Below are 26,311 nucleotides of genomic sequence, written 5' to 3' on the forward strand. Positions count from 1 at the left end.
CTTTAAATATTATTTTTATAAAGTTTTTTTATTTTCATTTTTTTTCTTATTTTTGATTTCTTGTTGTTGTCTTTCTTTTTCAGCTTTTTCGGCTTCTTTTTTTAATTTATTAACTGCAATTTTCTCTTTTATTTTTTTCATCCATAAAAATTCCTTTCTTACTACTTTTTTGGCATATTTATTCTTATACATCTAAAATACCCAAAATCAGTTTACATTTTTTAGAAAAAAATTAAGTTTAAATAGTGTTTTTAGTTGAATGGCATTGAATAGTATATTCCTGTACTTGTCGATGGTTGGTTATTTATATCATTTGCAAATTGATATGGATCGTCAATAGGAAATTCTTCTATTGATGTTTCGTCATCAGTTTCTTTTCCGTTTGATGATTTTTTTGATTCTATTTGTTGTGATAAAATTTCTTAAATACCAGAATCTTCAAATTCTTCTTCCTGATATTTTTTAAACAATTCATCAAAAGTTGTAAATTTTCCATTGTTTTCTAATTTTTCTAAATGTTTTTCAAGAAAAATTGCTTCTTTTTTAGTAAATCCACAACAACTAGTTAATATTTCTGTTATTTTTTTTATAGTTATTGGTTGATTAAATACATCTTTATAAAAATCAGAAATAGCAAAAGCAATCATATCAATTGCTGTTACACCAATTGAAAATCCTAATGTTGTTCATCTAACAAATTTTTCATAAAATAATTTTGTGGCTTTTTTAAATCCATATTCAGTAACTAATGCAGTTTCTTTTTTAACAGCATTAACAGTACAAGTGAACAAATTAGTTAAAAGAAAGTAATTATAATTATGGCCAATATTAATTCATATTCAGATGAATTTAAAAAACAAATAGTAACTTTATATCAAAGTGATAAGTCAGTGTCTTGTCTTGCTAAAGAGTACAATGTTACAAGAGCAGCTACTTATAATTAAATTAAGCAATTTACTAATTCAGGCAGTTTTAAAAACAAAGATAACCGTTCTGTTGAAGAAAATGAATTAATTAAGGCTTTTATCCCTTTATGTACTATTTTTAAATTTTATCACATAAATGGAGATAAAAGCCTATCTAGGAAATTATCACCACATGTATCTAAATCAAACACAAAATTATAGTTTCAAAACTAGGTATCTTATTGAATTTATATGCAGCTTCTTTTGCATATAAATGAATATTGTGTTTTGAAACTTTTATGTGTGTTCCGAAAGTTCGTCGGATGTGTTTTCATGCAGATTCAATCTGGTTTGTGTTTACACCTGTTGATTACACATACCAAACTTCATGATTTACGATTTCATGTTTGTGATAGAAGTTTTTGAAACTTCCATATCCCTTCCCTTCCAAGAATCCGTAAATAGACAACACCCAGTAGAAATGTGTTTCAATGCAAATCATAAAAGTTTTTTCTCATCTGCTTTTTTCAATACTTTCACAATTAGTTTGTTGCTGGTTTTCTCATAAACTCCAACAATCAAGGTTTTATTCAACAAGGAAGATCCTTGTTTTTTAAAACCTACATGTGAAAGATACATTTCATCCATCTGTGCTGTGCCATCATCAATGAACCCTGCATCTTGATTCCAAATTCTAGTTCTGATTTCATGACCCATTCTTCAAGCTGTTTTATATGTCACACCCAATTCCCTTGCAACATCTGTTGATAGTATACCATCCTTTGTGTTTATTCATCTAAAGATAAGATAAAACCAAGATGTCAAAGGTGTTTGTGACTTGTGAAAAATGGTGTCATGAAGAATACTAAATGTTTGATGACATTTCAAACATCTTATTCTTCTCAAATCATAAACATTCAAACTAGAAGAAGCACACCTGATACATTTCATTACTTTCAACTTCGCTATATATTTCAAACAATCGTTTTCATTTTGAAATATGCTATTGAATTCATTTCAATTCATTTTTTCCTCCACACTAGTACATGTGGGGATAATTTCCTTAATTAAATTAAGAAAAGAATTAAAACAATTAAGAATGGAAAATGATATTTTAAAGCAAGCAGCACTAATAATAGGCAGAAAATAGAAATTATTACTAAAAATAAAGTTAAATATAAAATTCGTACAATTTGTCGTTTTTTAAAAATCTCTAAATCAACATATTATTTTAATTTCAAGAAAAAAGAAGATAAAATTCAAAATAATATGTATAATGAAGCTGTTATTAGTGCTTTTAAAGAAAATAAAGAAGCTTATGGAACAAGAAGATTAAAAGTTGTTCTAAAAGAAAAGAAAATTAATTTATCAAGACGAAAAATTAAAAAAATTATGAATAAACATAATTTAATATCAAAATACACTAAATTATCATACAAAAATTATCATAATAAAGTCAATGATAGTCAAATTACTAATCTTGTTAATAGAGACTTTAATAATAGGCTTAAAAATGAAGTTATTGTTAGTGATTTAACTTATGTTCAAGTTAATGATAAATGAAACTATATTTGCTTATTAATCGACCTGTGCAATCGCGAAATTATTGGACATAGTGTAGGTACTAAAAAAGATGCATCATTAGTATATAAAGCATTTATGTGCTCAAATCGTTGTTTAAAAGATATTCAAATATTTCATAGCGATCGCGGTAATGAATTTAATAATAAAACTATTGATAAACTTTTATTAGCCTTCAATATTACCCGCTCTTTAAGCAAAAAAAAGGTTGTCCTTATGATAACGCTGTTGCTGAAGAAACTTTCAAAACTTTCAAAACAAATTTTATTAATGATAAAAATTTTACATCATTAATCCAATTAAAATTAGAATTATTTGATTATATCAATTGATACAACAACATAATAATCCACAGCACTCTAAACTACTTAACCCCCATAAAATACCAAGCACAAATGTCTACCAAAAAAACAGTCCTAAAAAAGGTTGCCATTCCATATGCTATTGAATTCATTTCAATTCATTTTTTCCTCCACACTAGTACATGTGGGGATAATTTCCTAAATTTATTAAGATTATTAATAGTTTTTATAGTAATACCTTCTAAGAATTGATCTTCGGGTGATAATTTTCTTTCTTTTTTTTGAAAAATTTTTAAATCTAAATTATCATCAATATATTTATCAATATCATTGTATTCTTTTTTATATATTTCTATTGTATTTCTATTAAAGTTTATTTTTAATAATTCTAAAATCACTATAATTACTGTTCCATTTTTTTCAACAAATGTTAGTTTTTGTCAGTATTGATTGTTATTAATGGTAATAGTGCTTTCATTAAAAAAAGTTAAACTATCAAAGTTATTTCTAATTTGGGTTTCATATTTTCAATTTCCATTATTATCAAGGATTTTTTGTGTTGTTCCTCCATAACGACTACTACAATTTATTCAATTATTTTCTTCACTATCTTCTATTTTGATAATTGTACTTGAACTATTAAGACTTTCAGTACTACTTGAATTACTATTATTTATAGAAGGTTGTTGATGAGTAACTCCATAATTACTATGTTTATTTTTTTCTAATAAAGGTTTTTTTCTTCATTTGACATTTTATTTTCTCCTTTAATTATAAAAGTCCTATTTTGTTTTTATAAACAAAATAGGACTTAAAAATATATCTGATTTGGATTATATCATTTATTTAATAGTTTTTAAATAAAAAATATCTTTTTATATATAGTTAATAAAAATTAAGTTTTAATTATTTATTTAAAAAATTCAGTAAATGATTTTTTGCTATGACGTTCAAGAAATTTATTAAATTCAATTGTTTTTTCGTTTTTAATTTTTTCTAAAAATATATTAACTTCTTTTCCAGTACCTAATGGAATTGTATTAGTGTCAATACCTTTTATTTTTTTAATTTCTTCTAAAAATAAATAACGACTAATAATAGTACTACAAACGATAACTAAATACTTACTTTCTGCATTAGTAACAAATTGAACTTTATCTTTAATAATTTTATTACGATTATCTTTCATATTTTCAATGTATTTATAATATGTATCTTCATTAATATATTGATCAATAACTATAGTATCATATTGAATTCTATGTTGTAACATACGAACTAATGCTTGATTTTCTCCTCATGTTTTAATAATATTGGGGCTATAACCCGCATCAATTCATTGATTATATTTACGATTGTTAATGATTACTGACTCAAAAATAATTGTTTTCATAATATCTTGTGCTAATTCAATAAATTTACTTTGTGATAAGTCTTTATAATCGCGAATATTAAGTAAACGTAATTTTTCTAAATTACCCGAACCAATATAAGAACTAATAATAACAAGTGGACCAAAAAAATTATTAATACCAAATTCAGCATTGCCAATGACTGGTGATTGATTTTCATCAAGTTGATTTCAAATACTGCGATATTCTGCAATAATATCCTCTTTAGTACCTTTAAAAATAACTTTTTCTTGATAAATTTCAATTGTTATATTATGATATTGAAATAATTCATAACTACTATTTTTATTATCAACTTTATAGTTTTGGTAGTGTTCTTTAATTAATGATTTTTGTTTTTGATTTAAGTAAAATGTCATTAATATACCACCATCTTTTCAAAATTTATTTGATTTATTGAAATTAATATCACACTTTCTTTCATATTAATTATATAATAAAAACAAGGATTTTAGGGTTTTAACCTTTTATTTTATATAAGGAGTTAACAATGCGTAGTGTAGGTATAGATATTATTGAAGTAAATCGAATAGAAAATATTGAAGAACTTGCTAAAATAATTTTAAGTAAAAAAGAAATTATACTTTTTAATCAATATTCTTTACAACGTCAACAGGAATTTTTGGCAGGAAGATGAGCATTAAAAGAAGCAATTTTTAAGGCATTACCACAAGAAAAGTTAACATTTAAAAATATTGATATTAGCTATAATCAATATAATCAACCAATAACTATCGTTAAGAACTATCAATTACTTTTATCTTTATCACATAATGAAACTAATGCAATTGCAATTGCAATTGTTATTTCATAAAAAGAAAGTAAGGTGTTTTATTAAAATGTATATGATTGATTTAATTTCTAAAAAGAAATTAGGACAAAGTTTAAATAAAGAAGAACTAAAATTTTTAACAGAAGGTATTGCGAATGAAACAATACCAGACTATCAAATTAGTGCTTGAGCAATGGCTGTTTATTTTCAGGGAATGACTAATGATGAATTAGTAGAATATACAAAAGCTATTATTAATAGTGGTGAAACCATGGATTTATCACAAATTACTGGTTTTAGTATTGATAAACATTCAACTGGTGGTGTTGGTGATAAAACTAGTTTAGTATTTTGTCCAATAGCTGCTGCTTGTGGATTAAAGGTTGCAAAAATTTCTGGAAGAGGATTGGGCATTACTGGTGGTACTATTGATAAACTGGAAATAATTCCAAATTTTAAATGTGATTTAGCAATATCAGATTTTATTAAAGTTGTTAATAAAGTTGGTATGAGTATTATTAGTCAAACTAGTAATTTAGTGCCTGCTGATAAAAAAATATATGCATTACGTGATGTTTCAGGAACAGTTGATTCATTACCATTAATTGCTGCTAGTGTTATGTCTAAAAAAATAGCAATGGGCGCTGATTTAATTTTACTAGACATTAAATGCGGAAAAGGTGCCTTTGTTCAGGATATATTAACTGCAAGAGAGTTAGCAAAATTAATGGTACATATTGGTAAAACTTTTAATAAAAAAATTTATGCTATTATTAGTGATATGAATAAGCCTTTAGGACGAACAATTGGTAATGCACTAGAATTACAAGAAGTTATTTTAAGTTTAAAAAATAAAGGACCAGAAGATTTGAAAATCCTTGTTAGTAATTTAGTAGCTTTAGCCTTATTGGGAGCTAAAAAGGTAAAAACCTTAAAAGAGGGTATTGATAAAGTTAATGCTATGTTTACTAGTGAAAAACCACTACAAATTTTTTATGATTTTGTTAAAAGTCAAGGTGGAGATACTAAATATCTTGATAATATTGATAAATTACCACCAGTTAAATATATTATTAAAGTTAAGGCGCAATTATCGGGCTATTTAGATTTTACTAATAATTATGCTTTAGGTGAATTATCAGTAATATTAGGAGCAGGAAGAACTACGAAAACTGATATCATTGATCCAGTGGCAGGAATTTATTTAAAACAAATTCATGGTCAAAAAGTTGAAAAAAATAGTGTAATTATGGAACTCCATACTAATAAAGATCAACATTTCCATCAACAATTTTTAGATTTGGCAATTTCTACATTTCAGATTACTATTAAAAAATACGATATTAAACCAATAATTTTAGAAATAATAATGTAATTTAGTTTAAAATTGTTTATAATGTTACAGTATTTTAAAAATATTAATTAAATGAAATGATAAGGAGCGTTTTTGTGAAATCTTTATTAAAATTACTGGGCACACTTGCTTTAGCAACAACACCAGTTGTAACAGTTGTTGCTTGTGATAGTGAAAATAATCAAATGATTCCAAGGGATATTCTTAATTTTGCTGCCTCTTTTGTTACTGATAGTAGTCTGAAAATTAAAAATGATCTTAATTTATCAGATGATACCAATATAGGAGAAATGAAAGGTAAAATTTTTAGCGAATTAGATACTTCTGTGCAAACCGCCATTGGTAACTTTTTTTCTAATAAACTTAAAGAAAGTACCAATGAACATCCAACAAATTGATATCATCCTGATGCACATGTCAAAATTATGGACTATGTTCCCAAAAAAGATAATGATAATGATGAAAAAGAAAAAGCTAAGTTTTTTTTAACAACCGGTAGTGAATTAGTCAATGGTTATTTATGAGTAAAAGCGGAAATCTCTTATTTAACTTTACCATCAGTTACTAAAGATATTAAAATTACAATTAATAATGATACAAGTCATACTAGTGATCAAAAAAAAGCAGATGCGATTAGAGACTTTATTAAAGAAGAAATTACTAAAGGTAATCTAAATATTAATGTTGAAAATTTACCAATAACTGGAAAAATTGATGCACCTTCAAAAGAAGATATTGTTAGAACTCAGTTATCATATATCAAACAAAATTTAAATGTTGCTATTAAAGATAAAGTTCAATATTCTGATTTAGGTTTAGGTTTTGTGTTTTCAGGTGATTTTTCAAATGATGCTAAATCAACTTTATTTAAAATGACAAACCCAACGATTACTAATAATGATGATAAATCAATTGTATTCAATGGTAATGTTAGTAATATTACCATTGATTTCTTAATTGGTAATAATGGTAAATCTACTTTTAATACTGGTGATATTGAAAGTAAAACTGCTATTAAGATTAACCAAACTTTTGTTGATGCAACAACACAAATTTCAAAAATATTTTCTGAGTGAACAGTTGATACAGTACAGGAATTCCCAAAAGTTTCAGACAAGTATTCAGATTATGACAAAGATGGAAAAATAAAAAAACAAGTTATAACAAATGGTTATTTTGCTAATATTAATAAAATTTATAGTATTCTTGTTCCCAAATGAAATGATAGTGTAATAACTATTACTAATCCCGAAAGTGGATTTAATCTTAATCCTAACGAAAAAAATGGTTATTTTAATTTAAACTTTAAATTAGAATATGACCTAACGGGAATATTACCAGATACATCATCAAAATTTGAAATAAATGTTGAAAATATTCATATTACTTTACGTGAAGTTAAATAATAATGGCTTTTATCCCTTTATGTACTATTTTTAAATTTTATCACATAAATGGAGATAAAAGCCTATCTAGGAAATTATCCCAACATGTATCTAAATCAAACACAAAATTATAGTTTCAAAACTAGCTATCTTATTGAATTTATATGCAAAAGAAGCTGCATATAAATGAATATTTTGTTTTGAAACTTTTATGTGTGTTCAGAAAGTTCGTCGGATGTGTTTTCATGCAGATTCAATCTGGTTTGTGTTTACACCTGTTGATGACACATACCCAACTTCATTATTTACGATTTCATGTTTGTGATAGAAGTTTTTTGAAACCTCCATATCCCTTCCAAGAATCCGTAAACAAACAACACCCAGTAGAAATGTGTTTCAATGCAAATCATAAAAGGTTTTTCTCATCTGCTTTTTTCAATACTTTCACAATTAGTTTGTTGCTGGTTTTCTCATAAACTCCAACAATCAAGGTTTTATTCAACAAGGATCTTCCTTGTTTTTTAAAACCTACATGTGAAAGATACATTTCATCCATCTGTGCTGTGCCATCATCAATGAACCCTGCATCTTGATTCCAAATTCTAGTTCTGATTTCATGACCCATTCTTCAAGTTGTTTTATATGTCACACCCAATTCCCTTGCAACATCTGTTGATGGTATACCATGCTTTGTGTTTATTCATCTAAAGATGAGATAAAACCAAGATGTAAAAGGTGTTTGTGACTTGTGAAAAATGGTGTCATGAAGAATACTAAATGTTTGATGACATTTCAAACATCTTATTCTTCTCAAATCAGAAACATTCAAACTAGATGAAGCACACCTGATACATTTCATTACTTTCAACTTCGCTATATATTTCAAACAATCGTTTTCATTTTGAAATATGCTATTGAATTCATTTCAATTCATTTTTTTCTCCACACTAGTACATGTGGTGATAATTTCCATAATAATATTTAAATATATAATAACTTTTAAAACTTAGTTTAATCATTAAAAAATTAAAAATAAGTTTTTTTATTTATTAAAGATTAATCAAGTACTATTAAATTAAGTTATAATTAATATTAATAAGTATAAAATGATATTGAGGGAACGAGAATAATGTTACAACCAGTAATTACAATTGAATCTTTTCAAGGACCAATGGATTTGCTTTTGCATTTAATTAAAGAAAAAAATATTGATATTTTAGATTTAAATCTAAATGATGTTACTAACCAATATGTTCATTTTATTAATGAAGAATTAATTAAAAACATTGATTTAGTAAGTGAATATTTACCGATTGCTGCTTATTTATTAGAATTGCAATCCAAACAATTATTACCAAAACAAGAACTAGTGGTAGATAGTGCTTATGAAAATGAAGTTAATCGTCAAAAATTAATTGCTCGTTTATTAGAATATAAAAAATTTAAAGAAATAAGTAATTATTTTAAAGAACAGGCTCTATATAGAACCCAATTATTAACAAAAACAACTAGTGATTTAAAAACATATTTAGTTGATGAAATTACACCAATTTTGGTAAAAAATAATATTAATAAATTAACACAAGCAATGTTAAACTTATTTAATAGACTACAAAATGAAAATAAATTACCAGTTAATTTAGCATTAAACTTAATTTCAGCTGAAGATCGAGCTAAAGAAATTAAACAGTTACTGAAAAAAAACACCAAGCAACACTTTACTTTAGAACAATTATTTTTTCCTAAAGCATTAACTTTACATTATTTTATTATTACTTTTATTGCAATTTTAGATCTTGCAAATCATCAAATTTTACATATTATACAAACTAATACTTTTACTGAAATTACAGTAATTTATCGAGGTGAGAAAAATGAATAATAGCAATTGAAAAACAAACGAAAGATTAGCAGTTTTACAAGGTTTATTATTTATTGCTGGCAATGAAGGCCTTGATTTATTAACACTTGCTGAATATTTAGAATTAACAAAAAAACCAAAGACTGTTGAAAATTTAATTGCGTCTTTACAAATGAAACTAAATAATGATGATACCAGTGGTTTAAGTTTAATTAAAGTTGGTAATATTTATAAATTAACAACAAAACCTATTCATTATAATCGCTATCAAGTATTAAAACAACAACCTTTAATACGTTTATCACAAGCAGCTTTAGAAACACTAGCTATTATTGCTTATAATCATCCAGTTACTAAACCACAAATTGAAGATATTCGTGGTGTAAATTGTGATTCTATTATTTTTAAACTAAAAAGTTTAAATTTAATTACTGAGATTAGTCGTAGTGAATTACCAGGAAAACCAATTTTATATGATTTAACTGATGAATTTATGGATCATTTTAATATCGAATCTTTAACTCAATTACCAACTTTGCCTCAATTTAATAACCAAAATGATGAACAAGAAATCTACAACTTTACTAATGAATAATGATTTAGAACGCTTGCAAAAAGCTATTGCTAATTCTGGAGTATGTTCACGACGAAAAGCAGAATTACTAATTATTAATGGGCAATTAACAGTTAATGGGCAAATTATTACAACGTTAGGTTTTAAAGTTACAAGTAGTGATGTTATTAAAGTTAATAATCAAATTATTAAGCAATCTAATCATATTTATTTAGCATTTTATAAACCACCTAATTGTTTAACAACAGTCAGTGATCCTAAAAATCGACCAACGGTAATGAATTATTTTACTAATATTAATAGTAGAATTTACCCAGTCGGTCGTTTAGATTTTGATACTTCAGGTTTGTTGTTAATGACTAATGATGGTGAATTTACTAATGCTATTATTCATCCTCGTTATAAAATAGATAAGGTATATGAAGTATTGGCAAGTGGTATTTTGTCATCAAATGTTATTAAAAAACTACAAGACGGTATTATTTTATCAACTTCATTTACAACTTCTCCTGCTATTGTTAAAATAATTTATAAAAATATAAAAAAAGAAAATACTTTACTACATCTAACCATTAATGAGGGACAAAATCAACAAGTTAAACGTATGATTAAAGCAGTAGGAAGTAGAGTAATTACTTTAAAACGTTTACAAGTTGCTAATATTACTTTAAAAGGTTTAACAATGGGTGAATATCGTTATTTGACAGAAGAAGAAGTAACAACATTGATGAAATTGAGTCAAAAGAGTTAAAATAAAAGAATAATTTATTTTTTAAATATAACAACTTTTTATAAGTTTCCTAAAGGTTGGTGTAGTGTTGAGTTTTTTCAATAATATTATCAGCAAAATCGTTTGCTGTTTTTATTTCCTCTTGTAATTTTTTATTTTTAATAATATCATTTTTAAAATTTTTCAGTATTTCAATAAGGCTGAATTAATTATAAGCATATTATCAAGTACTTTATCATTATAAATTTTAGCACCATATCCTTTTAAAGATTTAACTAAATGTGATACATCGCTTTCAGCACAAACTCCTTGATTTCAATTTTCTTTTTGATTTATAACTCCTTCTTTATTATTTTTAAAATATTTATATATTTGCTCATCAACTTTATTTTCTTTTAAAAAATCTAATAATTGATAATATTCACCATTAACAAATAATTCATATGCATTTGTTAATTTTTTATTATTTACTTTTCTATTAATAATAAATCCTTTTTTAAGTGCTTTAAATGCATGATGTCTATCAATTACATAAGGAATATTTTCATTTTTAGCAGTAGTTTTAATTCAAGGTGCACCATCACCAATAAATACTAAACTACTTTTAGAATAAATATATTGTAAATCAAGAAATTCATAAATTTTATCAATTAATTCTTGTCTTTTAATTATTTGATCGTTTTTAGTTTTCATATAAGTAATTTTTTTATCTTTTAAAACATTTCTACTTTTAGTAGATTTTTCTAAATCTTTACCTTTATTTGCACTAATTGTACGAATACGATTTTTTTGTTTTTTATTATCAAATAAAGAACTTATAAAACAATCATCCATATTTACAAATAATTTTTCAGTTGGTAAAACTACTTTTTTTTCTTTTATTTCTTCAATACCTATTACTGCATTTTTCATTAAATTAGTCATATATGTTTTAGAAAAATTATTATTTTTTATAGTATCTTGTACATCAGATTGTCTTTTACCATTGCCTGAATTTTTTATTATTGTATGCTCTAAACTTGTAAGTGTTCTTTTTCTTTTTTTAATTTTTATATAATCATCTAAAGGATAATAATATTCATTAGTTTCTAATATTAAATAACATCTACGATAAAAATTATTTATTTTACCATATTGAGTATTTGGACTTCTTGGAGCAGTTTTAACATATTTATGCTTAGTTTTATCATATATATTTTGATGTCAAAAATCATCATATGCTTTTAATAGATTTGTAAAATAATTTCTAGTTTTTTTTATGAAGATTATTGTAAAATTTTAATAGAATTCAATAAAATTAATAATTTAAAATAAAGAATGGTAATATGATAATTGTAAAATGATATAATTAAATATATATGTTTTAATATGTTTTAAAATAAGGTGATAATATGCCAGCAAAAAGAAAAGAATTAGGAAATTATAAAGAAGAGATAAATGAATATTTTAGAGATAATAAAAATGTTCCAACAAGAATGACAAAAACTGGTTTAAATTTAGCATTAGGAATTGATAGAAAATATATATTTGATTGCCGACGCTACCAGACAAAATGACAACAAAATTTCTTGAAAGATTATGATAAAGCATGTCAAAAAATTGCTAATTATTTATTACGAAATGCTATGAAAGACCCAAAATATCAATGAGAATATTTAAGAAAATGTCATCCAGAAGAATTTGATGATTTACAAAATAATTTAGAAGAAAATAACTCAAAAAGTAATATAATTATTAATCTTTGTGAACCAAGAAAAATAGAAAATAATGATTAAAAACCTATATTTATTATAGGTTTTTTCCTTTATTTTAAACGATAAAAATGATATAATATAATAAAGCGATTATGTTATTTTTAACATAAGTTACAAGGGATTATCAAAAAAGCGATTATTAAACAAGGGAGTATTTTTATGTCTAATTTTGAAGTTAAAGAAAAAAAAGAAACTTATACTTTTGAAGAATTACAAGAAACTTTAAAACAACAAAGAAATGTTGTATATGCTCAAGCAAAAGATGAATTTCTTAAAAAAGAATTAGAATCTAAATTAAGTGAATATGAAACAAAAATAAAAGAATATGAAAATAAAATTAATAGTTTTGAAGAGCAACAATTATTTTCTAATATTAAAGATACTAAAAAAGTAAATTTAATTAAAAATTTAATGAGTATTGATAATTATAAATCTTTATCTAAACAAGAAGCATTTAATAAAATAAATGAAGATTATAAATATTTTTTAATTGATAAAATAGAACCTATTAAACAAGAAAATAAACTTAATTCAAATGATTTTAATCCTAAAACTATTTTAGATTTACATACAAATAGTATTAATCCAGAAGAATTAGAAAGGAAATTAAATGAAAAAGCAAAAACTACAGGTATTACTGATGTTAATGAATTAGAAAAAATTGTAAATTTAGCAAGAGGAAATTCATTTCAATCTATTAAATAGAAAGAGGATAAAATGGCAATTCCACAAATACTTAAAGCATTTATTATTGGTGGTAATTCTTTTACTGAAAATGCTGTTTTAATTGTACTTGAAGCACAAGTTCGTGGTGAATTAACTGCTGAATTAAGTAATTTATTTATGAGAAATACTGTTACTGCTGACCAAATAGCAAATATTAGTGGTGTAGCAATGGCAATTTATAAAGCAACTGTTCGTGTATTATGAGGTTCAACATGAGATGAATTTACTGGTACTAAAAGACAAAAAGGAATAGTTAAAACAACAACATTAATTATTGATAAAGAATTAACAATTGATTTTAATATTCCAGAATTTGATATTGAAAGATTTATGACTTCACCAGAAAATGTAGCAACACAAATTGTTTCAAATTTAACAAGTTCATTTATGAGAAATTTAAGAGAAAATTTTGAATTAATATTTTTACAAGGTACAAAAGATTATGCAATTGCTAAATCATTAGTATTACCTTTAAATTTAAATAATATGACTAAAGAACAAGCATTAAATGCTTATTATACAATTGGAGAAAGAAATAATAAATTAATTAAAAAAGTAGATGATATTACAGTTGGTATTAATAAAGCAGATTTAACTGGTGCTTGTGGTATTGATAATAGTTTTAATCTTGCAAAAGCATTTATATTATTAAATTATGGACAAATTGCAGCAAATACTTTAGCAACTGGTAAAAGATATACAAATCAAATTATGGGAATGGAATTTTATGAAAGTTTTTATTTAGAACAAGATTTTATTCATGATACTGTTTCTGGTATGCATTTAGAAAAAGATTATAAATTATTAGATTTATTTGGTGTAGTTTATAACAGATATATGTGAGGTATGCCTCTTTCATTTACTAAAGTAAGAAATAAATTATATAATGCTACAGATAATATTCGTATTATTGGTAAAGCATTATATTCATTACCAGCAGCAATAAGACCTAATTTAATGTATATTATTCAAGAAAAAATGCCAACAACAGATGAAATTAAAGAATCAAGAGCAAAAAATTATAAAGTTGATACAACTAATATTAATGCAACATATCAAAGTACTGATTATGATAATATGAATATTTTAGATTTACAAGATGTAATTTATTATAAAAATTTAGGAAAAACTACTATGGCAGGAACTACTCCTACTAATGATGAATTAGAAACTATAATAATAAATATTGGTAATAATGGTTATGAAAAAGGTAAAACAACATTTAGTAATATTACATCAACAAGTGCTATTATTTCTGGTAATAATAAAGATTATTATGGAACAGTAAAACTAGAATTTACTAAAAAATAATTATGGAATTTATATATAAATATTTTAATGAAAAAGCACATATTACTATTTATTCTCCTAAACCAGAAGATTTAACTACAAGTAATGATATAAGAGCAATTTTATTAGATGAATATCCTAAATTAAGAAATGATTATTTTATAGTAAGTAATGTACATGATAATTTTGCTATATGTGTTGGAGATAATATTCATTGTCAAGGAACAGTTAGAATTAAAATTAAAAAAACTAATCAATTATTAAAAGAAGAAATTAAAAATGCCACAACATGCTAAGACTACACCATTGAATAACTATACTTTATTAAAATTAATTAGAGTTGGTATAAGTCCAATTTGTGCAATGATAGGTACAAGTGCTTATTATGGGCAAGTAATTGCAAATCCAGTATTAGGTTCAATTAATAGTTCTAAAAAAATATTATTAGGTTTAGGAACAATTGGTTTAGCAAATTATAGTAAATTTACTAACTCTTCTATTAATCCCAATCCAACAGAAAATCCAATTACTACAACAACAGTAGACCCTTTTCCACCAGATTTATTATTTAGTAATAATGATAAAAAATCTTTTATGGATTGAGATACTTATATTAGTTTAAATGCTTATGGTATTTGAAATTTTATTAATGGAATTCTAGAATTAATTCCAAATAGATTTGAAACTATACGTAAAATAGCAAATATGGCAACTGGTGGTTGTTTAATATCTTCTGGAGTTGCTATGGGTATTAATAATGATTTTAATAATGCTTATGTCATTCCAACTATTGTTGCTGGTGCAAGTGAAATTATTCATAATTTATTACCTATGGAAAGAAAATTTGATGTAGAAATGCAAGAAACAAGTTTTACAAATGAAACAGCACAGTTAATCAATGATAATAGATTTTCAATTAATAGTGAAACAAATACTCAATATGGTAGTGATAATATGAGCGAAGTACCATTAAATGATGATAATGGTTCATTAACTTGAGATTATAATCATATGAGTTTATAATGTTTCCTTTAATTATTGAATGAATATATTATGCATTAGCAAGTAATGATATCAAATTAGCATTAATAAATGCTTTAAAAAATTATTATAAAAATCAATCATTAAAAGCAGTATTTGATAGTGAAAATGTTAATGAAAATGAAATACATCAACCTTATTCATTTTTAAATCCAAATATACTTAAAAAATTAATAAGTATATTAAAACCAAGTGAATTAAGTATACTTCAACATGAAATTAATAAATTTAAAAATCCAATAAATAGTTTTAAAAAATCTATTATGCCAATAGAAATTAGAACAGTTAAAAATTATGTAAATAAATTTAATAATTTATTTAAAGAAAATGAAGAAGAAATACCAGATAATGCATGAGAAGTATTATCAAGTTCATGATTTAAAAAAAGGAAGATTTATTGTTGATAATAAAAATTTAAAAATTGGAACCTTAACAACATTATTTCAAAGTGATAATGATAAAAAACAAATATGATATGGTCCTTATACTTATCCAGCATTTCCACAAGAAATATGAATATTAATGACACAAGCAAAAGGTAAAAATGGTACTGGTGCTGGAACTATATTTTGAAAATTTTGAAATAGAAAATGATTACCAAGTGAATTAAGAAAATATGTTAAAAGTGAATTAGCAAAAAAGGTAAATATTTTGGTTCACAAGATACTAGTGTAATTTATCAAAATAATATTAATGTACAAAAAACTATGAATTTTATTAATAGATTAGAAAAGGGATTTTTTAAATTAAAAGAATATAAAACTTTATCTAAAAATGAAATAGGAAGTAATCAATGAAGATATGAAAGAAAACAATTATTAAAAAAATCTTTACATACAAATAAATATATAAAAATTAAAAGAAATTCTAATTTTTATAAAACATGAAAGTAGGTGGTAATTATTATTGAATTAGATACACCAATTAAACCAATTGGTATATGAAATACTATTAATCCATTAAGTAAAGATAATAAAGAATATAAAAGATTAAATAAAATTTGATTTAATAAAAATAGTACTCATATAGATAAACTAAAAATTTTAATATCAAATATTTTAAAAATAACTAGTCATATTATTGGTATGTTAATAACATTATTTTTTACAATAACACCTTGATTAATAACTAAAATACCAATATCACTGGAAATAGGTAATTATACTAATCAATATAATTTTACTTGACCAGACCATTTAATATTAACTTTATTTCCTATGTTTGGTCATATTGGATTAAATTTAGTAACTAAATTAGGTAATTATGGAAAATTAATTAAATATTTATTAATAACTATACCAATTATTATTACAAGCCCTTATTTAATATATCAATATAAAGAAATTAAAAAACATAAAAAAGAATGTCATTTATGTAAACAACATTTAAATAAAATACAATTGGAGGAATAAAAAATGAATTTTTCAATAGAATTAATATCAGCAGTAATAGGAGGAGCAGTTGCTAGTGGAATATGTATTACTTTAGCATTTCTATTATTTGGCAAATTAATTAAAAAATCAAAACAATCAAATTTAGCAAAAGAATTAAAACGTAATAAAGAATTAGAATTTATTACAGAAAATATTAAACAATTAAATACTCATTTACAATTAGAAACTACATCAACTGCAAAATTACTTGATAGTTTTAATGTAGATAAAGAACAAGTAGATAATTTTGTTTTATTACAAAAATCTAAAAAGAAAGAATTAACTGAAAAAGATAAACAAAAAGCAACTAAATTTAAAATTTAAAGGGTTTAAATACCATTTATTTTACATTAAGGAGTAAATTATTATGGCTATTAAAAACCCAATTTTATTTATAACAGTTCAATAATTTAAATCATCTAAATATTTTAATGATTTATTATTTGATAAAGTTACTACTCCAGATAATGAAATTTGATTTGCAATATCTGTAGCAAGTAGTATTATTGATTATTTAAGTGGTTTTACTATTTCAAAAAAATGACCAGAAATAACACCAACTGATTTTACTGATAATATTCAAACAGCAACTACTCATTATGTTAGATTTTTATTAACTAAAGATGTAGATTATTTACGTGGTCAAGGTTCAATTAGTCAAGGTGGATTAACTTATAGTGAAACTAATCCAGATGACCCTTATTTTATACCACCAGAAGTATTTAATTGTTTAAGAAAAATTAAATAATATCCAAATATTAAAGGTTTTAAATTAAAAGATATAGAACCACAAAAAAATAATTGATTTAATAAATTTATTTCAAATTGTGGTGAAGATAGTCCATTAAATGCATATATACCATATAATAATATAAAATCATTAGATTTTAGAACTAAAATTACTATTAGTCATCCACAAAATTTATTAAGACCAATAGTTAATATTGATACTACTGGTATTAAAACAGATATTGATAATTCATTATGAGAAGTTGATAAAGATAATCCTAATTTTATTAAACCAAAAGATGATAAAGGTATTGATGTTAATGGTAAAAGAATAATTGATGTTGGAACTCCTACATTTTTAAGTGATGCTAGTACTAAATAATATGTTGATATAAAAATAGATGAAGAATGCGGATATTTAGATACTATTAAACAAAATAAATTAATAGCAGGTAAAAATATTACTATTGATGATGATATTATTAGTGCTAATGGTGGTAGTGGTGAATCATTATGAATAATAGACCCTAATTCTCCTAATATTATTCAACCTAAAGAAAAAATAATTATTACTTCAAATAATACTAGAATTGTTGATATAGGAGACCCTACAAAACCACAAGATGCTGTAAATAAAAGATATGTTGATAATAAAATACAACCAATTCCAAGTATTCCACAATGAAAAGAAGTTGGAACAAAAGTTAATATAAATCACATTAAATATATTTTTAAAACAAATACTAAATATAAAATTTATTATAATTTTGAAAGTCAAACAAGTATTAAAAAATTTGCTTTTATTTGTAAAGAATTTTTATATGGTGAGTTAAATACTGAGGTTCAAACTTTGGATTGAGATAATATTAATGGTATAATAATGCTTTCTTTACAAATGCAGAAGGATACAATCGCTATTGTTAGTGACCCTATAAGATATGGTCAACTTTTAAAATTAGAAGAATTACAGGAATAATATTATGAATAAAGAATTTACTTATTTACATGAAATTAGTTATTGATTATTAAATAAAAGTGATTTTAATCATAGTGAATATAATTTAAGTGGAAGTAGATATTCAAGTAAAACATATAGTATTGCTGAAGAATTAGCAATATTAATTGCTATTTCAATTAAAAATAATAAATCAATTGCTATATATTGTTTTAGAAAATTAAATAAAGATATTAATGATTTAGTTAAAGAAATATATAATGCTTTAATAACAATTGGATTAAATGATTATAAAGATTTTAGTCTAAAATATCCAAATAAACAAGCAGATTTTCGTTTTAAAGGTAGTAAATCATTTATTAGAGTTATGGGTGTATATAGTAATTCAAATGATAGAATACCTTTAAAAAGACTTTCTCGTAGTGAAATTAAAGGTTTTGATTTAGCAATTGAATGATGTGAAGAAGCAAATGAATTTAGTCAACAATAATTTCAAGCAATTACATTTGCATTAGGTAATGCTAAAAAAAGAATTAAAATAAAAAGTTGTAATCCAGATAATATTTATCAATATTTTATTGAATATATGAATAAAATAGTAACTTTTAATTTAGAAATTATGAAAACTAATAATGAACAAATTAATTCAGTATTTGATAATAATATATTTAAATTATTTCATTATTCAAATTGAAAAGTAAATGCTCATAATTTAACATTAGATATGATTAATGATTTAGAAGAATTAAAAGTATTAGACCCAATTAAAGCACAAAGTTGATATTATGGTGTACCTAGTATTTTAACTGGTGCTATTTTTGCAAGATTTTTAGATAAAGTAGGTACTAAATTAGATTTTAAAGTAGAAAGATTAACTGGTGGATTAGATATTGGTATGGCAACAAGTTCAAGTTGTCATCCTACTGCTGGAAGTTTATGATTTATTGGTGAAAATGAAAATAGTAGAAGAGCGCATAAAGAAAGTGAATTTTATCATAGTAATGTTACTATGCAATATAAATATACTGATACTTTAGCAAATGATATTATTAATTATTATTTAAATGAAATTAAACGTTATATAGCAATGGTATTTGGTTTTATTTGTTATGTTGATTATGGTAATGGTGGATTAGTATTTATTGATGTTTTAAAAAGTTGAGTTAAAAAACGTAATATAACATGATTAAAATTTATAGCAGTAGATAAATCAATTTTATATTTAAATGATAGAATTGATTTTACAACAATTTGTATGCTTAAAAATATTATTATTTTTAATTGAGAAAAATGTCCAGAAATTAAAAGACAATATAGTTTAATGCAATGATTAGATAAAAAGAAATTAGATAGTAATAATAATACTCCTAAAATGTTAGATTTACATGATGATACTTGAGATAGTGATATGTATGCTTTAATGCATGAAATGAAATGATTAATTAATGGTATTAATAATAAATTATTAATTAATAAAAATAAATTTAATGGTGATGAATTATGATAAATACAATGGAATATTTAAGTTGTGATAAAAGTAATTGATATATTGATATACCTATGATTATTGCTCAAAAATCAACTAAATTATGATTAGGTAAAGGTTTTTTATTTAATTCAAGTAAAAAAGAAATATTAGATTATTTAAATGAAATGAATTTAAAAGATAAATGATTAGAAAAATTTTATAAATTTGGTTTACAAAATAGTTTAATGGGTAAAGTATTTATTATGATTATAGTTAATGAAGATAATAGTAAATCACTTAAAATATTACCTAATAGTTTTTGTGGTAGAGTTGCTAAATATAATGAACAAGAACAATCAGCAGAATTTTATTTTATTAATAAACAAGCAGATAGTGCAACTTTAACATGAGTAACAATACAAAACGGAAAAGTTAAATATGAAACATATACAGATAATAATAAAGATATTATTTTAGGTTCTACAAGAACAAAATTAAAACCAAATATTATTCCATTAAAAATTTATGAAATTAAAAATCCATTTAATTATATACCTATTTTTGAAATAACAAATTTACCAATAATAAATTTATATGGTAATGCAACTACTTTAAATGCTTATCCAGATTGTACACCAGTATGAGATTTAATTTGAGATTTAAATCTTGTAATTAGACAAAAAAGATTAGAAAGAGAATTAAATGTTACTACTTTATTTGCTACATTAGATAATGAAACAGTTAAAGAAATGCAAGAAAATGGTAATATTGCAGAAAATCCTAAAAAAGATATGTTTGTTAATGTTGGTAGTGCTGGATATGATAAAAATGGTAATGGTGGTATGCAAATTATTCAAGGTGACCCAAAATTTAATGAATATTGATTAGATTATAATGGTACTGCTAAAGCAATATTTAATGGTGCTGGTTATGATTATGATGAACATGGTAATGATGTTTATACTAATAAAACACAAAGTATGTTTAATAATAAATATGATATGGAAACTACAGAAATAAAAATAGCATTTTATAGTGCTTATTTTTATCGTATATTTGATTTATTACTTATTAGTGAAAATTTATGAAATGGTATTGGAGAAAGACCTTATAGTTTTAAATTTATTCCAATTGCTATGACTGACCAAATAGTACAAGACCAAATTATTAATTCAAGATTAAATAATGGCACAATGACAATAATTGAAGCAATTGGTGAATATGATAATATTGACCAATTAATGACTGAAAATAAATTAGAAAATATTATTAATGAAAATCAAAAATTAAATAAAAATTTAGGAGATAATGAAAATGATACATCAACAAATTCAATTAATGAAACATCTACACATTCAATTAAAAAGACAACAATTGCTAATTAAAAGATGTAGTTATTGAAAAATATTTCCATTTGTTATAAATAATGGTGCTATACCTTTAACTGAAACTGGTTATAAACCTATTAATAGTAAAATAAGTGATTTTGGACAATATCAATTAATATTAACTGGTAATACTCCAGTTGTATGTATTTGAAAAAATAGTACAAAAATATATCAAAAAAATAAAGGAATTATTAATCCAGATACTCATAAAGTTACAGGTCAAGACCAATATTATACAAAACAATATAAAATTGGTGATTATTGAAATGCTTATTTAATTGATGATACAAGTGGTGTTGATTTTAGTAATTTACCAAATAATCAAATATTTAAAACAGTACAAACTAAAAGACAATATACTTTAGTAATGTTTGAAGAACATATTACAATTGATGATTATTTACAATTTTTTGTTGTATTTAATGATGAAAATGAAAATATTGGTGGTAATAGTAGAAAAAATCAAGATAGACAATTATTATATATTTCAAATGTAACAAATTATTATAGTCCTTATAATGGTGCATTTAGTATGCAAGTTTTAACTTTTAGTAGTTTAAATGATAGAGTAGTTTCTAGTGGTCAAAATACACTTGATTTTGTACAATATGCAAGCCCGGGTAGTGGTTATGCTTTTCCTACTATTCAAAAAGGAAAAGTAACATTAAATCGTACTTTAATGAAAGATATAGGAGTAAGATATAGTCATAGACAAAGTTATGGATTAGAATTATTATCAATTTGTTATTATTATGGAAGACCAATAATACAAGGTCAAGAACCAATACAACAAAATAATGAAGAAATATTTGAAAGTAAAGTATTTGCTTCAAGAAGATTATTTATTGCTGGTAATAATGAAAAATCTACAACTAATATTAAAAATAATGGTGGTTTACTTGCTGGTATAAATGATAAAATAACAACAAGTAGTCATCCAGAAACAACATTTTATAATATTATTGATGCTAAACCTACTGGATTTACTAATTTTAAAAATTTTACAGAATGATTAAAAACTTCATTAAATTTTCAAGATAATTTATTTGTAACAAAAGATTTTAAAGGTATGCTTTCTTTTGATAAAGATAAAGCAAGATTAAGTAATGGTACATCAGTAGGAGAAGCTAAATTCTTTTGAGATAGTGAATGAAATATAAATAATTTAACGGGTAATTATAATGTTGATATGAGTAGTAATTTTAAATATAAAGACCCAGATACACATTTAATTATAGGAAGTCCAACTGTTGATTATAGTAAAATATCACAAAAATATATGTCAGCAATATTAAATTTTAATAGTGTTTTATTTTCTCCATTAATACAAATGCCTTATGATAGTAATCAATGATTACCTTTTGCATTAAGTGATATTCCTTTAATTGGTAAATTATTAAATTCTTTAACATTAGGTATATGAAGTAGTTGAGTTATTACTCAAAATATTCAACAATATAAAAAAATGTTATATTTTAATGGTTTTATGTCAGCATTTTTTACAAGTAATTTAGAAAGTATTATTGGTAATGGTGGTTTAATTCCATTAAATGTATTTACAAATAATAATGATTTTACTATTGGTAAATTATTAGGTGCTAATGTTTCAACAACTTCTATGACAACGAAATTAAGTGATAGAATAAGTGTTTATCCATAAAACCCTACTACTGGTAAGAAATTAGAAATTAAAGAACAAATATCAACTGTTGATTTATCACAAAAGAAAAATAATAAAGTTTATATTTTAGCAGAAGATAATGAATTTTTAGATATTGCTTCACCATTTACAAATGAAGATACTTAATGTCAATGAAATCCTACAAGTAATGGTGTAATTGATGGTTTAAATTATGCTTATATTATTGATACAATTGTAACTCAATCATTACATCAAGGTGAAGAAAGACATACATTTTATAGTGATAATCCTTTTACTTATCAAGGTGATTATAATGAAATAGCAGTTGCACAATTTCGTTATAATAATATGGGTTATTTAACTGGTAATGCTTTTAATTGAACAACTTTGTATAAATTAAATCATGATGAATATGAAGAAAGTAAAGAAACTACATTTTCATATCCAGCAAAAATATTACCACCAAGTCCTCAAAATATAGCAAAATCAATAATTATTATTCCAGATTTAAAAATAGAAATGATAGCAAATAATTTACCTTTAACAGATACAAGTTCAATTCCAGTAAAAGATAATTTAGATAATTGATGAAATGCTAATTCAAATAAATTAGTTAATTATAAAGTTGATTTAAAATCTTTATTAGACCCTACATTATTAATTAATACTTTTAATGATTTACAAAGATATTATAAAAGTATAACTATATATTATGATTATGATATTGAAACAATACAAGAAGTTCATAATAATTCAATTCGTACTATAACATCAACTATATATACTGATTTTTCTGTTCAAGAAAATTTTGCAAATCCAAAGAAACATACTGGATTTCAAGAAATTATACTTAAAGATTTAATTTTAAGAGATACAAAACCACGTGATGGAAACCATATTTATCATTGAAATCACAATAAACAAGGTACTACAGTACAACTTGAAAAAGAGATTGGAATAGCATATATGTATGGAAGAACTGATACTGATTATCAGTTAAATGGTTATAAATTTGCTATAAATGATAATGGTAATATTGGTGGTTGAAACACAAAATATGAAAATAATCAATTATTAGGTTTTTGTATAGTTAATAATAAAAATTTTAGGTGAAATTTTTATTTACAATCAACATTAGGTAAAATTGAAGATATGTGATATATTGTAGGAAAAATTGGTGAAGATAATAAAGCATATGCTAGAATACATATTAATACTATTAAAGTAAATATATATAAAATAGTAGTAAATTCAAGATAATTATGATATTATAATATTATTAATTTATAATCAAAAAGTAAATTATGGATACAAAAAAAATTACAATTCATAAAATAGAAAAAAAATTTGTTGATAAAATTTATTATTATAAATTTTTCTTAGCAACTATTAGAGGCTTTTTAATAATCTGTGTATCTTTGTTTTACAAATTTACTAGTTTAGATTAATTCTATCTTCAAATTTTATCATAAAATGAGCAATTGCTGTATTTCAATTTTGAATGAGCATTGTTCATTTTTTTGTTATATTTTCAATTGCTAAGTAAAATATTTTGAAAACTGCCATATCATTTGGAAAAACTTTTTTATTTCTAATAACTTTTCGTAATTGACTATTAACAGATTCAATAGCATTTGTTGTATAAATCACTCTTTTGATTTCTGCAGGATAACTAATAAAAACCATTAAATTATCTCAATTTTTATATCACGATTTAGCAATTTGAGGATATTTTTTATTTCATTTACTTTCAAAAGTTTCTAAAGCTTGCATTGCTTGTTCTTCACTACATGCACTATAAATTGGTTTTAAATCTGTAACTAGTGATTTTCTATGTTTGTATGAAACATATTTTAAACTATTTCTAATTTGATGAACTATGCATAATTGATGTTCGGTTTTAGGATAAACTGATTGTATTGCTTCTGACATTCCTGTTAAATTGTCACTACAAGCAATAAGAATATCATTTAAGCCTCGATTTTTCATTTATGTGAAATTAGATAATCGAAAATTAGAACCTTCATTTTCGCTAATTAATAAACCTAAAACATCTTTTTTACCTTCTAAATCAACTCCTAGTGTTATATAAACTGATTTGTTAATAATGCGTTTATCTTGTCGTACTTTAACTACTATACAATCAAAATAAACAATCGGATAAAAACTTTCTAATGGCCGATTTTGTCATGCTTTAACATCATCAATAACATCATCAGTAATTTGACTAATAACACTTTCACTAATATCAGCACCATAATATAACTCTTGTAACTGCATTCTAATATCTGATAAAGTCATGCCTTTGGCATATAATGAAAGAACTTGTTGATCAAAACCATCAAATCTTCTTTGTCTTTTTGCAACTATTACTGGCTCAAAATTACTATTACGATCTCGTGGTACATTAATCTCAATTTTACCTTGTTGGGTTATTAATTTTTTTTAATTTATACCATTGCGAGCATTATCACTATTATTATGTTGATTTTTTTTCATATCCTAAATAATTTTGAATTTCAGAATTCAACATTTTTTCAACTAATCTTTTTGTTAATTCTTTATATAAACCTCCCTCTTTAAATAGGGTTGTTAAATCCTCAGTATTTTCTAATAATAAATCTACTGCTTTTGATATTGGATCATTATTATTAATATTTTGTTTTTTAGACATACGTAACTCACTCTTTCTAGTTATTTAATTTTATTTACTAGAATTAATTAAACATAGTTATTTTTGTAAGTTACACAGATTACTAAACATTACCAACTATTATTATAACAGCAACAGTAATTTTAATAATAATAGTTGCTTCTCTATTTATTGCATTTTTTTGAAAATAATATTTCCCCACAATCTTAAATATTAATGTATAATATAAAAATACTTACCTAAGGAGTTAAAAAAGGTAAATTTATAGATATCTTATGTATTCGTCTTATAGTTAGAGTTATGTTTAGCACCTAATTAAAAAGTTACCTTATTGGTAACTTTTTTTCTTTATAAAT

Annotated in this window: 34 protein-coding genes and 1 pseudogene; 24 read left to right on the forward strand and 11 right to left on the reverse strand. The window is 23.5% G+C overall.

What is annotated here, in order from left to right; all coding sequences use genetic code 4:
* Nucleotides 1-15 precede the first annotated feature (15 nt).
* Nucleotides 16-141 carry a hypothetical protein gene (locus AC6I4F_RS02760; protein WP_497874275.1) on the reverse strand — a complete coding sequence of 42 codons (126 nt, stop codon included), beginning with the start codon at nt 139-141 and terminating at the stop codon, nt 16-18.
* 281 nt (nt 142-422) lie between these two features.
* On the reverse strand, nt 423-791 hold the full coding sequence (locus AC6I4F_RS02765) for a hypothetical protein (protein ID WP_497874276.1): 369 nt from the start codon (nt 789-791) through the stop codon (nt 423-425).
* 27 nt (nt 792-818) lie between these two features.
* Between AC6I4F_RS02765 and AC6I4F_RS02770 the strand changes: the two genes are divergently transcribed.
* Nucleotides 819-944, forward strand: coding sequence for a hypothetical protein (locus AC6I4F_RS02770; RefSeq protein ID WP_497874277.1), 126 nt, complete (start codon nt 819-821; stop codon nt 942-944).
* A 209-nt stretch (nt 945-1,153) separates the two neighbouring features.
* Here the strand turns inward: AC6I4F_RS02770 and AC6I4F_RS02775 are convergent, their stop codons facing one another.
* A complete protein-coding gene (locus tag AC6I4F_RS02775) occupies nt 1,154-1,288 on the reverse strand; it encodes a hypothetical protein (protein ID WP_497874278.1) in 135 nt (44 codons plus the stop codon).
* A 10-nt stretch (nt 1,289-1,298) separates the two neighbouring features.
* Nucleotides 1,299-1,931 (reverse strand): hypothetical protein, encoded by a 633-nt coding sequence (locus AC6I4F_RS02780; RefSeq protein ID WP_497874279.1) that lies wholly within the window; start codon nt 1,929-1,931, stop codon nt 1,299-1,301.
* A gap of 243 nt (nt 1,932-2,174) precedes the next feature.
* Here AC6I4F_RS02780 and AC6I4F_RS02785 point away from each other — a divergent pair, with 243 nt between their 5' ends.
* The gene (locus AC6I4F_RS02785) at nt 2,175-2,780 is read left to right on the forward strand and encodes a DDE-type integrase/transposase/recombinase (RefSeq protein ID WP_497874280.1); all 606 of its coding nucleotides are present in this window, start codon (nt 2,175-2,177) and stop codon (nt 2,778-2,780) included.
* A 70-nt stretch (nt 2,781-2,850) separates the two neighbouring features.
* Here the strand turns inward: AC6I4F_RS02785 and AC6I4F_RS02790 are convergent, their stop codons facing one another.
* Together AC6I4F_RS02790 and AC6I4F_RS02795 are read right to left on the reverse strand one after the other, a co-directional pair.
* Nucleotides 2,851-3,186: a hypothetical protein gene (locus tag AC6I4F_RS02790; protein WP_497874281.1), complete on the reverse strand. Its 336-nt coding sequence runs from the start codon at nt 3,184-3,186 to the stop codon at nt 2,851-2,853.
* Nucleotides 3,187-3,698: 512 nt separating this feature from the next.
* Entirely contained in the window at nt 3,699-4,559 is an 861-nt protein-coding gene (locus AC6I4F_RS02795) for a hypothetical protein (protein ID WP_497874282.1), read from the reverse strand.
* A gap of 131 nt (nt 4,560-4,690) precedes the next feature.
* Here AC6I4F_RS02795 and AC6I4F_RS02800 point away from each other — a divergent pair, with 131 nt between their 5' ends.
* The 3 genes from AC6I4F_RS02800 to AC6I4F_RS02810 all read left to right on the forward strand — a co-directional run bounded on the left by AC6I4F_RS02800 (nt 4,691) and on the right by AC6I4F_RS02810 (nt 7,732).
* Nucleotides 4,691-5,014 carry a holo-ACP synthase gene (locus AC6I4F_RS02800; protein ID WP_497874283.1) on the forward strand — a complete coding sequence of 108 codons (324 nt, stop codon included), beginning with the start codon at nt 4,691-4,693 and terminating at the stop codon, nt 5,012-5,014.
* Nucleotides 5,015-5,039: 25 nt separating this feature from the next.
* Nucleotides 5,040-6,347, forward strand: coding sequence for a thymidine phosphorylase (locus tag AC6I4F_RS02805; protein ID WP_497874284.1), 1,308 nt, complete (start codon nt 5,040-5,042; stop codon nt 6,345-6,347).
* A gap of 74 nt (nt 6,348-6,421) precedes the next feature.
* Nucleotides 6,422-7,732, forward strand: coding sequence for a hypothetical protein (locus AC6I4F_RS02810; protein WP_497874285.1), 1,311 nt, complete (start codon nt 6,422-6,424; stop codon nt 7,730-7,732).
* Nucleotides 7,733-7,822: 90 nt separating this feature from the next.
* Here AC6I4F_RS02810 and AC6I4F_RS02815 read toward each other — a convergent pair whose 3' ends face one another.
* The gene (locus AC6I4F_RS02815) at nt 7,823-8,059 is read right to left on the reverse strand and encodes a transposase (protein ID WP_497874286.1); all 237 of its coding nucleotides are present in this window, start codon (nt 8,057-8,059) and stop codon (nt 7,823-7,825) included.
* Nucleotides 8,013-8,684, reverse strand: a complete 672-nt coding sequence (locus AC6I4F_RS02820; RefSeq protein ID WP_497874287.1) for an IS1595 family transposase — start codon at nt 8,682-8,684, stop codon at nt 8,013-8,015. Before AC6I4F_RS02820 ends, AC6I4F_RS02815 begins: the two co-directional genes overlap by 47 nt.
* 156 nt (nt 8,685-8,840) lie before the next feature.
* Here AC6I4F_RS02820 and AC6I4F_RS02825 point away from each other — a divergent pair, with 156 nt between their 5' ends.
* The 3 genes from AC6I4F_RS02825 to AC6I4F_RS02835 are packed head-to-tail and all read left to right on the forward strand — an operon-like array spanning nt 8,841 to nt 10,897.
* Entirely contained in the window at nt 8,841-9,593 is a 753-nt protein-coding gene (locus AC6I4F_RS02825) for a segregation/condensation protein A (protein WP_497874288.1), read from the forward strand.
* A complete protein-coding gene (gene scpB, locus AC6I4F_RS02830) occupies nt 9,586-10,167 on the forward strand; it encodes an SMC-Scp complex subunit ScpB (protein ID WP_497874289.1) in 582 nt (193 codons plus the stop codon). Before AC6I4F_RS02825 ends, scpB begins: the two co-directional genes overlap by 8 nt.
* Entirely contained in the window at nt 10,160-10,897 is a 738-nt protein-coding gene (locus AC6I4F_RS02835; RefSeq protein WP_497874290.1) for a pseudouridine synthase, read from the forward strand. Before scpB ends, AC6I4F_RS02835 begins: the two co-directional genes overlap by 8 nt.
* Before the next feature lie 111 nt (nt 10,898-11,008).
* Here AC6I4F_RS02835 and AC6I4F_RS02840 read toward each other — a convergent pair whose 3' ends face one another.
* Complete coding sequence (locus tag AC6I4F_RS02840; RefSeq protein WP_497874647.1) at nt 11,009-12,145, reverse strand: Mbov_0401 family ICE element transposase-like protein; 1,137 nt, start codon at nt 12,143-12,145, stop codon at nt 11,009-11,011.
* Between the two features lie 122 nt (nt 12,146-12,267).
* Here AC6I4F_RS02840 and AC6I4F_RS02845 point away from each other — a divergent pair, with 122 nt between their 5' ends.
* The 10 genes from AC6I4F_RS02845 to AC6I4F_RS02890 all read left to right on the forward strand — a co-directional run bounded on the left by AC6I4F_RS02845 (nt 12,268) and on the right by AC6I4F_RS02890 (nt 17,444).
* Nucleotides 12,268-12,651 carry a hypothetical protein gene (locus AC6I4F_RS02845; protein ID WP_497874291.1) on the forward strand — a complete coding sequence of 128 codons (384 nt, stop codon included), beginning with the start codon at nt 12,268-12,270 and terminating at the stop codon, nt 12,649-12,651.
* 138 nt (nt 12,652-12,789) lie between these two features.
* Nucleotides 12,790-13,335, forward strand: a complete 546-nt coding sequence (locus tag AC6I4F_RS02850; protein WP_497874292.1) for a hypothetical protein — start codon at nt 12,790-12,792, stop codon at nt 13,333-13,335.
* A gap of 12 nt (nt 13,336-13,347) precedes the next feature.
* A complete protein-coding gene (locus AC6I4F_RS02855; RefSeq protein ID WP_497874293.1) occupies nt 13,348-14,667 on the forward strand; it encodes a hypothetical protein in 1,320 nt (439 codons plus the stop codon).
* 2 nt (nt 14,668-14,669) lie between these two features.
* Complete coding sequence (locus AC6I4F_RS02860; RefSeq protein ID WP_497874294.1) at nt 14,670-14,942, forward strand: hypothetical protein; 273 nt, start codon at nt 14,670-14,672, stop codon at nt 14,940-14,942.
* Nucleotides 14,926-15,669, forward strand: a complete 744-nt coding sequence (locus AC6I4F_RS02865; protein ID WP_497874295.1) for a hypothetical protein — start codon at nt 14,926-14,928, stop codon at nt 15,667-15,669. Before AC6I4F_RS02860 ends, AC6I4F_RS02865 begins: the two co-directional genes overlap by 17 nt.
* Entirely contained in the window at nt 15,669-16,094 is a 426-nt protein-coding gene (locus tag AC6I4F_RS02870; protein ID WP_497874296.1) for a hypothetical protein, read from the forward strand. The genes AC6I4F_RS02865 and AC6I4F_RS02870 overlap by 1 nt, the downstream gene beginning before the upstream one ends.
* The gene (locus tag AC6I4F_RS02875) at nt 16,036-16,362 is read left to right on the forward strand and encodes a hypothetical protein (RefSeq protein ID WP_497874297.1); all 327 of its coding nucleotides are present in this window, start codon (nt 16,036-16,038) and stop codon (nt 16,360-16,362) included. The genes AC6I4F_RS02870 and AC6I4F_RS02875 overlap by 59 nt, the downstream gene beginning before the upstream one ends.
* Nucleotides 16,363-16,394: 32 nt before the next feature.
* Nucleotides 16,395-16,580 (forward strand): hypothetical protein, encoded by a 186-nt coding sequence (locus AC6I4F_RS02880; protein WP_497874298.1) that lies wholly within the window; start codon nt 16,395-16,397, stop codon nt 16,578-16,580.
* Entirely contained in the window at nt 16,581-17,099 is a 519-nt protein-coding gene (locus AC6I4F_RS02885) for a hypothetical protein (protein WP_497874299.1), read from the forward strand. It abuts the gene before it with no gap.
* 3 nt (nt 17,100-17,102) lie between these two features.
* Nucleotides 17,103-17,444 (forward strand): hypothetical protein, encoded by a 342-nt coding sequence (locus AC6I4F_RS02890; RefSeq protein WP_497874300.1) that lies wholly within the window; start codon nt 17,103-17,105, stop codon nt 17,442-17,444.
* Nucleotides 17,445-17,819: 375 nt separating this feature from the next.
* Here the strand turns inward: AC6I4F_RS02890 and AC6I4F_RS02895 are convergent, their stop codons facing one another.
* On the reverse strand, nt 17,820-18,569 hold the full coding sequence (locus AC6I4F_RS02895; protein ID WP_497874301.1) for a hypothetical protein: 750 nt from the start codon (nt 18,567-18,569) through the stop codon (nt 17,820-17,822).
* Between the two features lie 130 nt (nt 18,570-18,699).
* Between AC6I4F_RS02895 and AC6I4F_RS02900 the strand changes: the two genes are divergently transcribed.
* The 6 genes from AC6I4F_RS02900 to AC6I4F_RS02925 all read left to right on the forward strand — a co-directional run bounded on the left by AC6I4F_RS02900 (nt 18,700) and on the right by AC6I4F_RS02925 (nt 24,562).
* Nucleotides 18,700-18,825 carry a hypothetical protein gene (locus tag AC6I4F_RS02900; RefSeq protein ID WP_497874302.1) on the forward strand — a complete coding sequence of 42 codons (126 nt, stop codon included), beginning with the start codon at nt 18,700-18,702 and terminating at the stop codon, nt 18,823-18,825.
* A 4-nt stretch (nt 18,826-18,829) separates the two neighbouring features.
* On the forward strand, nt 18,830-19,294 hold the full coding sequence (locus AC6I4F_RS02905) for a hypothetical protein (protein ID WP_497874303.1): 465 nt from the start codon (nt 18,830-18,832) through the stop codon (nt 19,292-19,294).
* A 96-nt stretch (nt 19,295-19,390) separates the two neighbouring features.
* Nucleotides 19,391-20,311, forward strand: coding sequence for a hypothetical protein (locus AC6I4F_RS02910; RefSeq protein ID WP_497874304.1), 921 nt, complete (start codon nt 19,391-19,393; stop codon nt 20,309-20,311).
* Entirely contained in the window at nt 20,305-21,657 is a 1,353-nt protein-coding gene (locus AC6I4F_RS02915; RefSeq protein ID WP_497874305.1) for a hypothetical protein, read from the forward strand. The genes AC6I4F_RS02910 and AC6I4F_RS02915 overlap by 7 nt, the downstream gene beginning before the upstream one ends.
* Nucleotides 21,587-23,320 carry a hypothetical protein gene (locus AC6I4F_RS02920; protein WP_497874306.1) on the forward strand — a complete coding sequence of 578 codons (1,734 nt, stop codon included), beginning with the start codon at nt 21,587-21,589 and terminating at the stop codon, nt 23,318-23,320. The genes AC6I4F_RS02915 and AC6I4F_RS02920 overlap by 71 nt, the downstream gene beginning before the upstream one ends.
* Nucleotides 23,321-23,650: 330 nt before the next feature.
* Nucleotides 23,651-24,562 (forward strand): hypothetical protein, encoded by a 912-nt coding sequence (locus AC6I4F_RS02925; protein ID WP_497874307.1) that lies wholly within the window; start codon nt 23,651-23,653, stop codon nt 24,560-24,562.
* A 174-nt stretch (nt 24,563-24,736) separates the two neighbouring features.
* On the opposite strand, the pseudogene AC6I4F_RS02930 reads toward AC6I4F_RS02925, so the two are convergent.
* Nucleotides 24,737-25,976 (reverse strand): annotated as a pseudogene (locus AC6I4F_RS02930) (IS256 family transposase).
* Between the last annotated feature and the right edge of the window lie 335 nt (nt 25,977-26,311).

It is taken from the genome of Spiroplasma ixodetis (genome assembly GCF_059729505.1).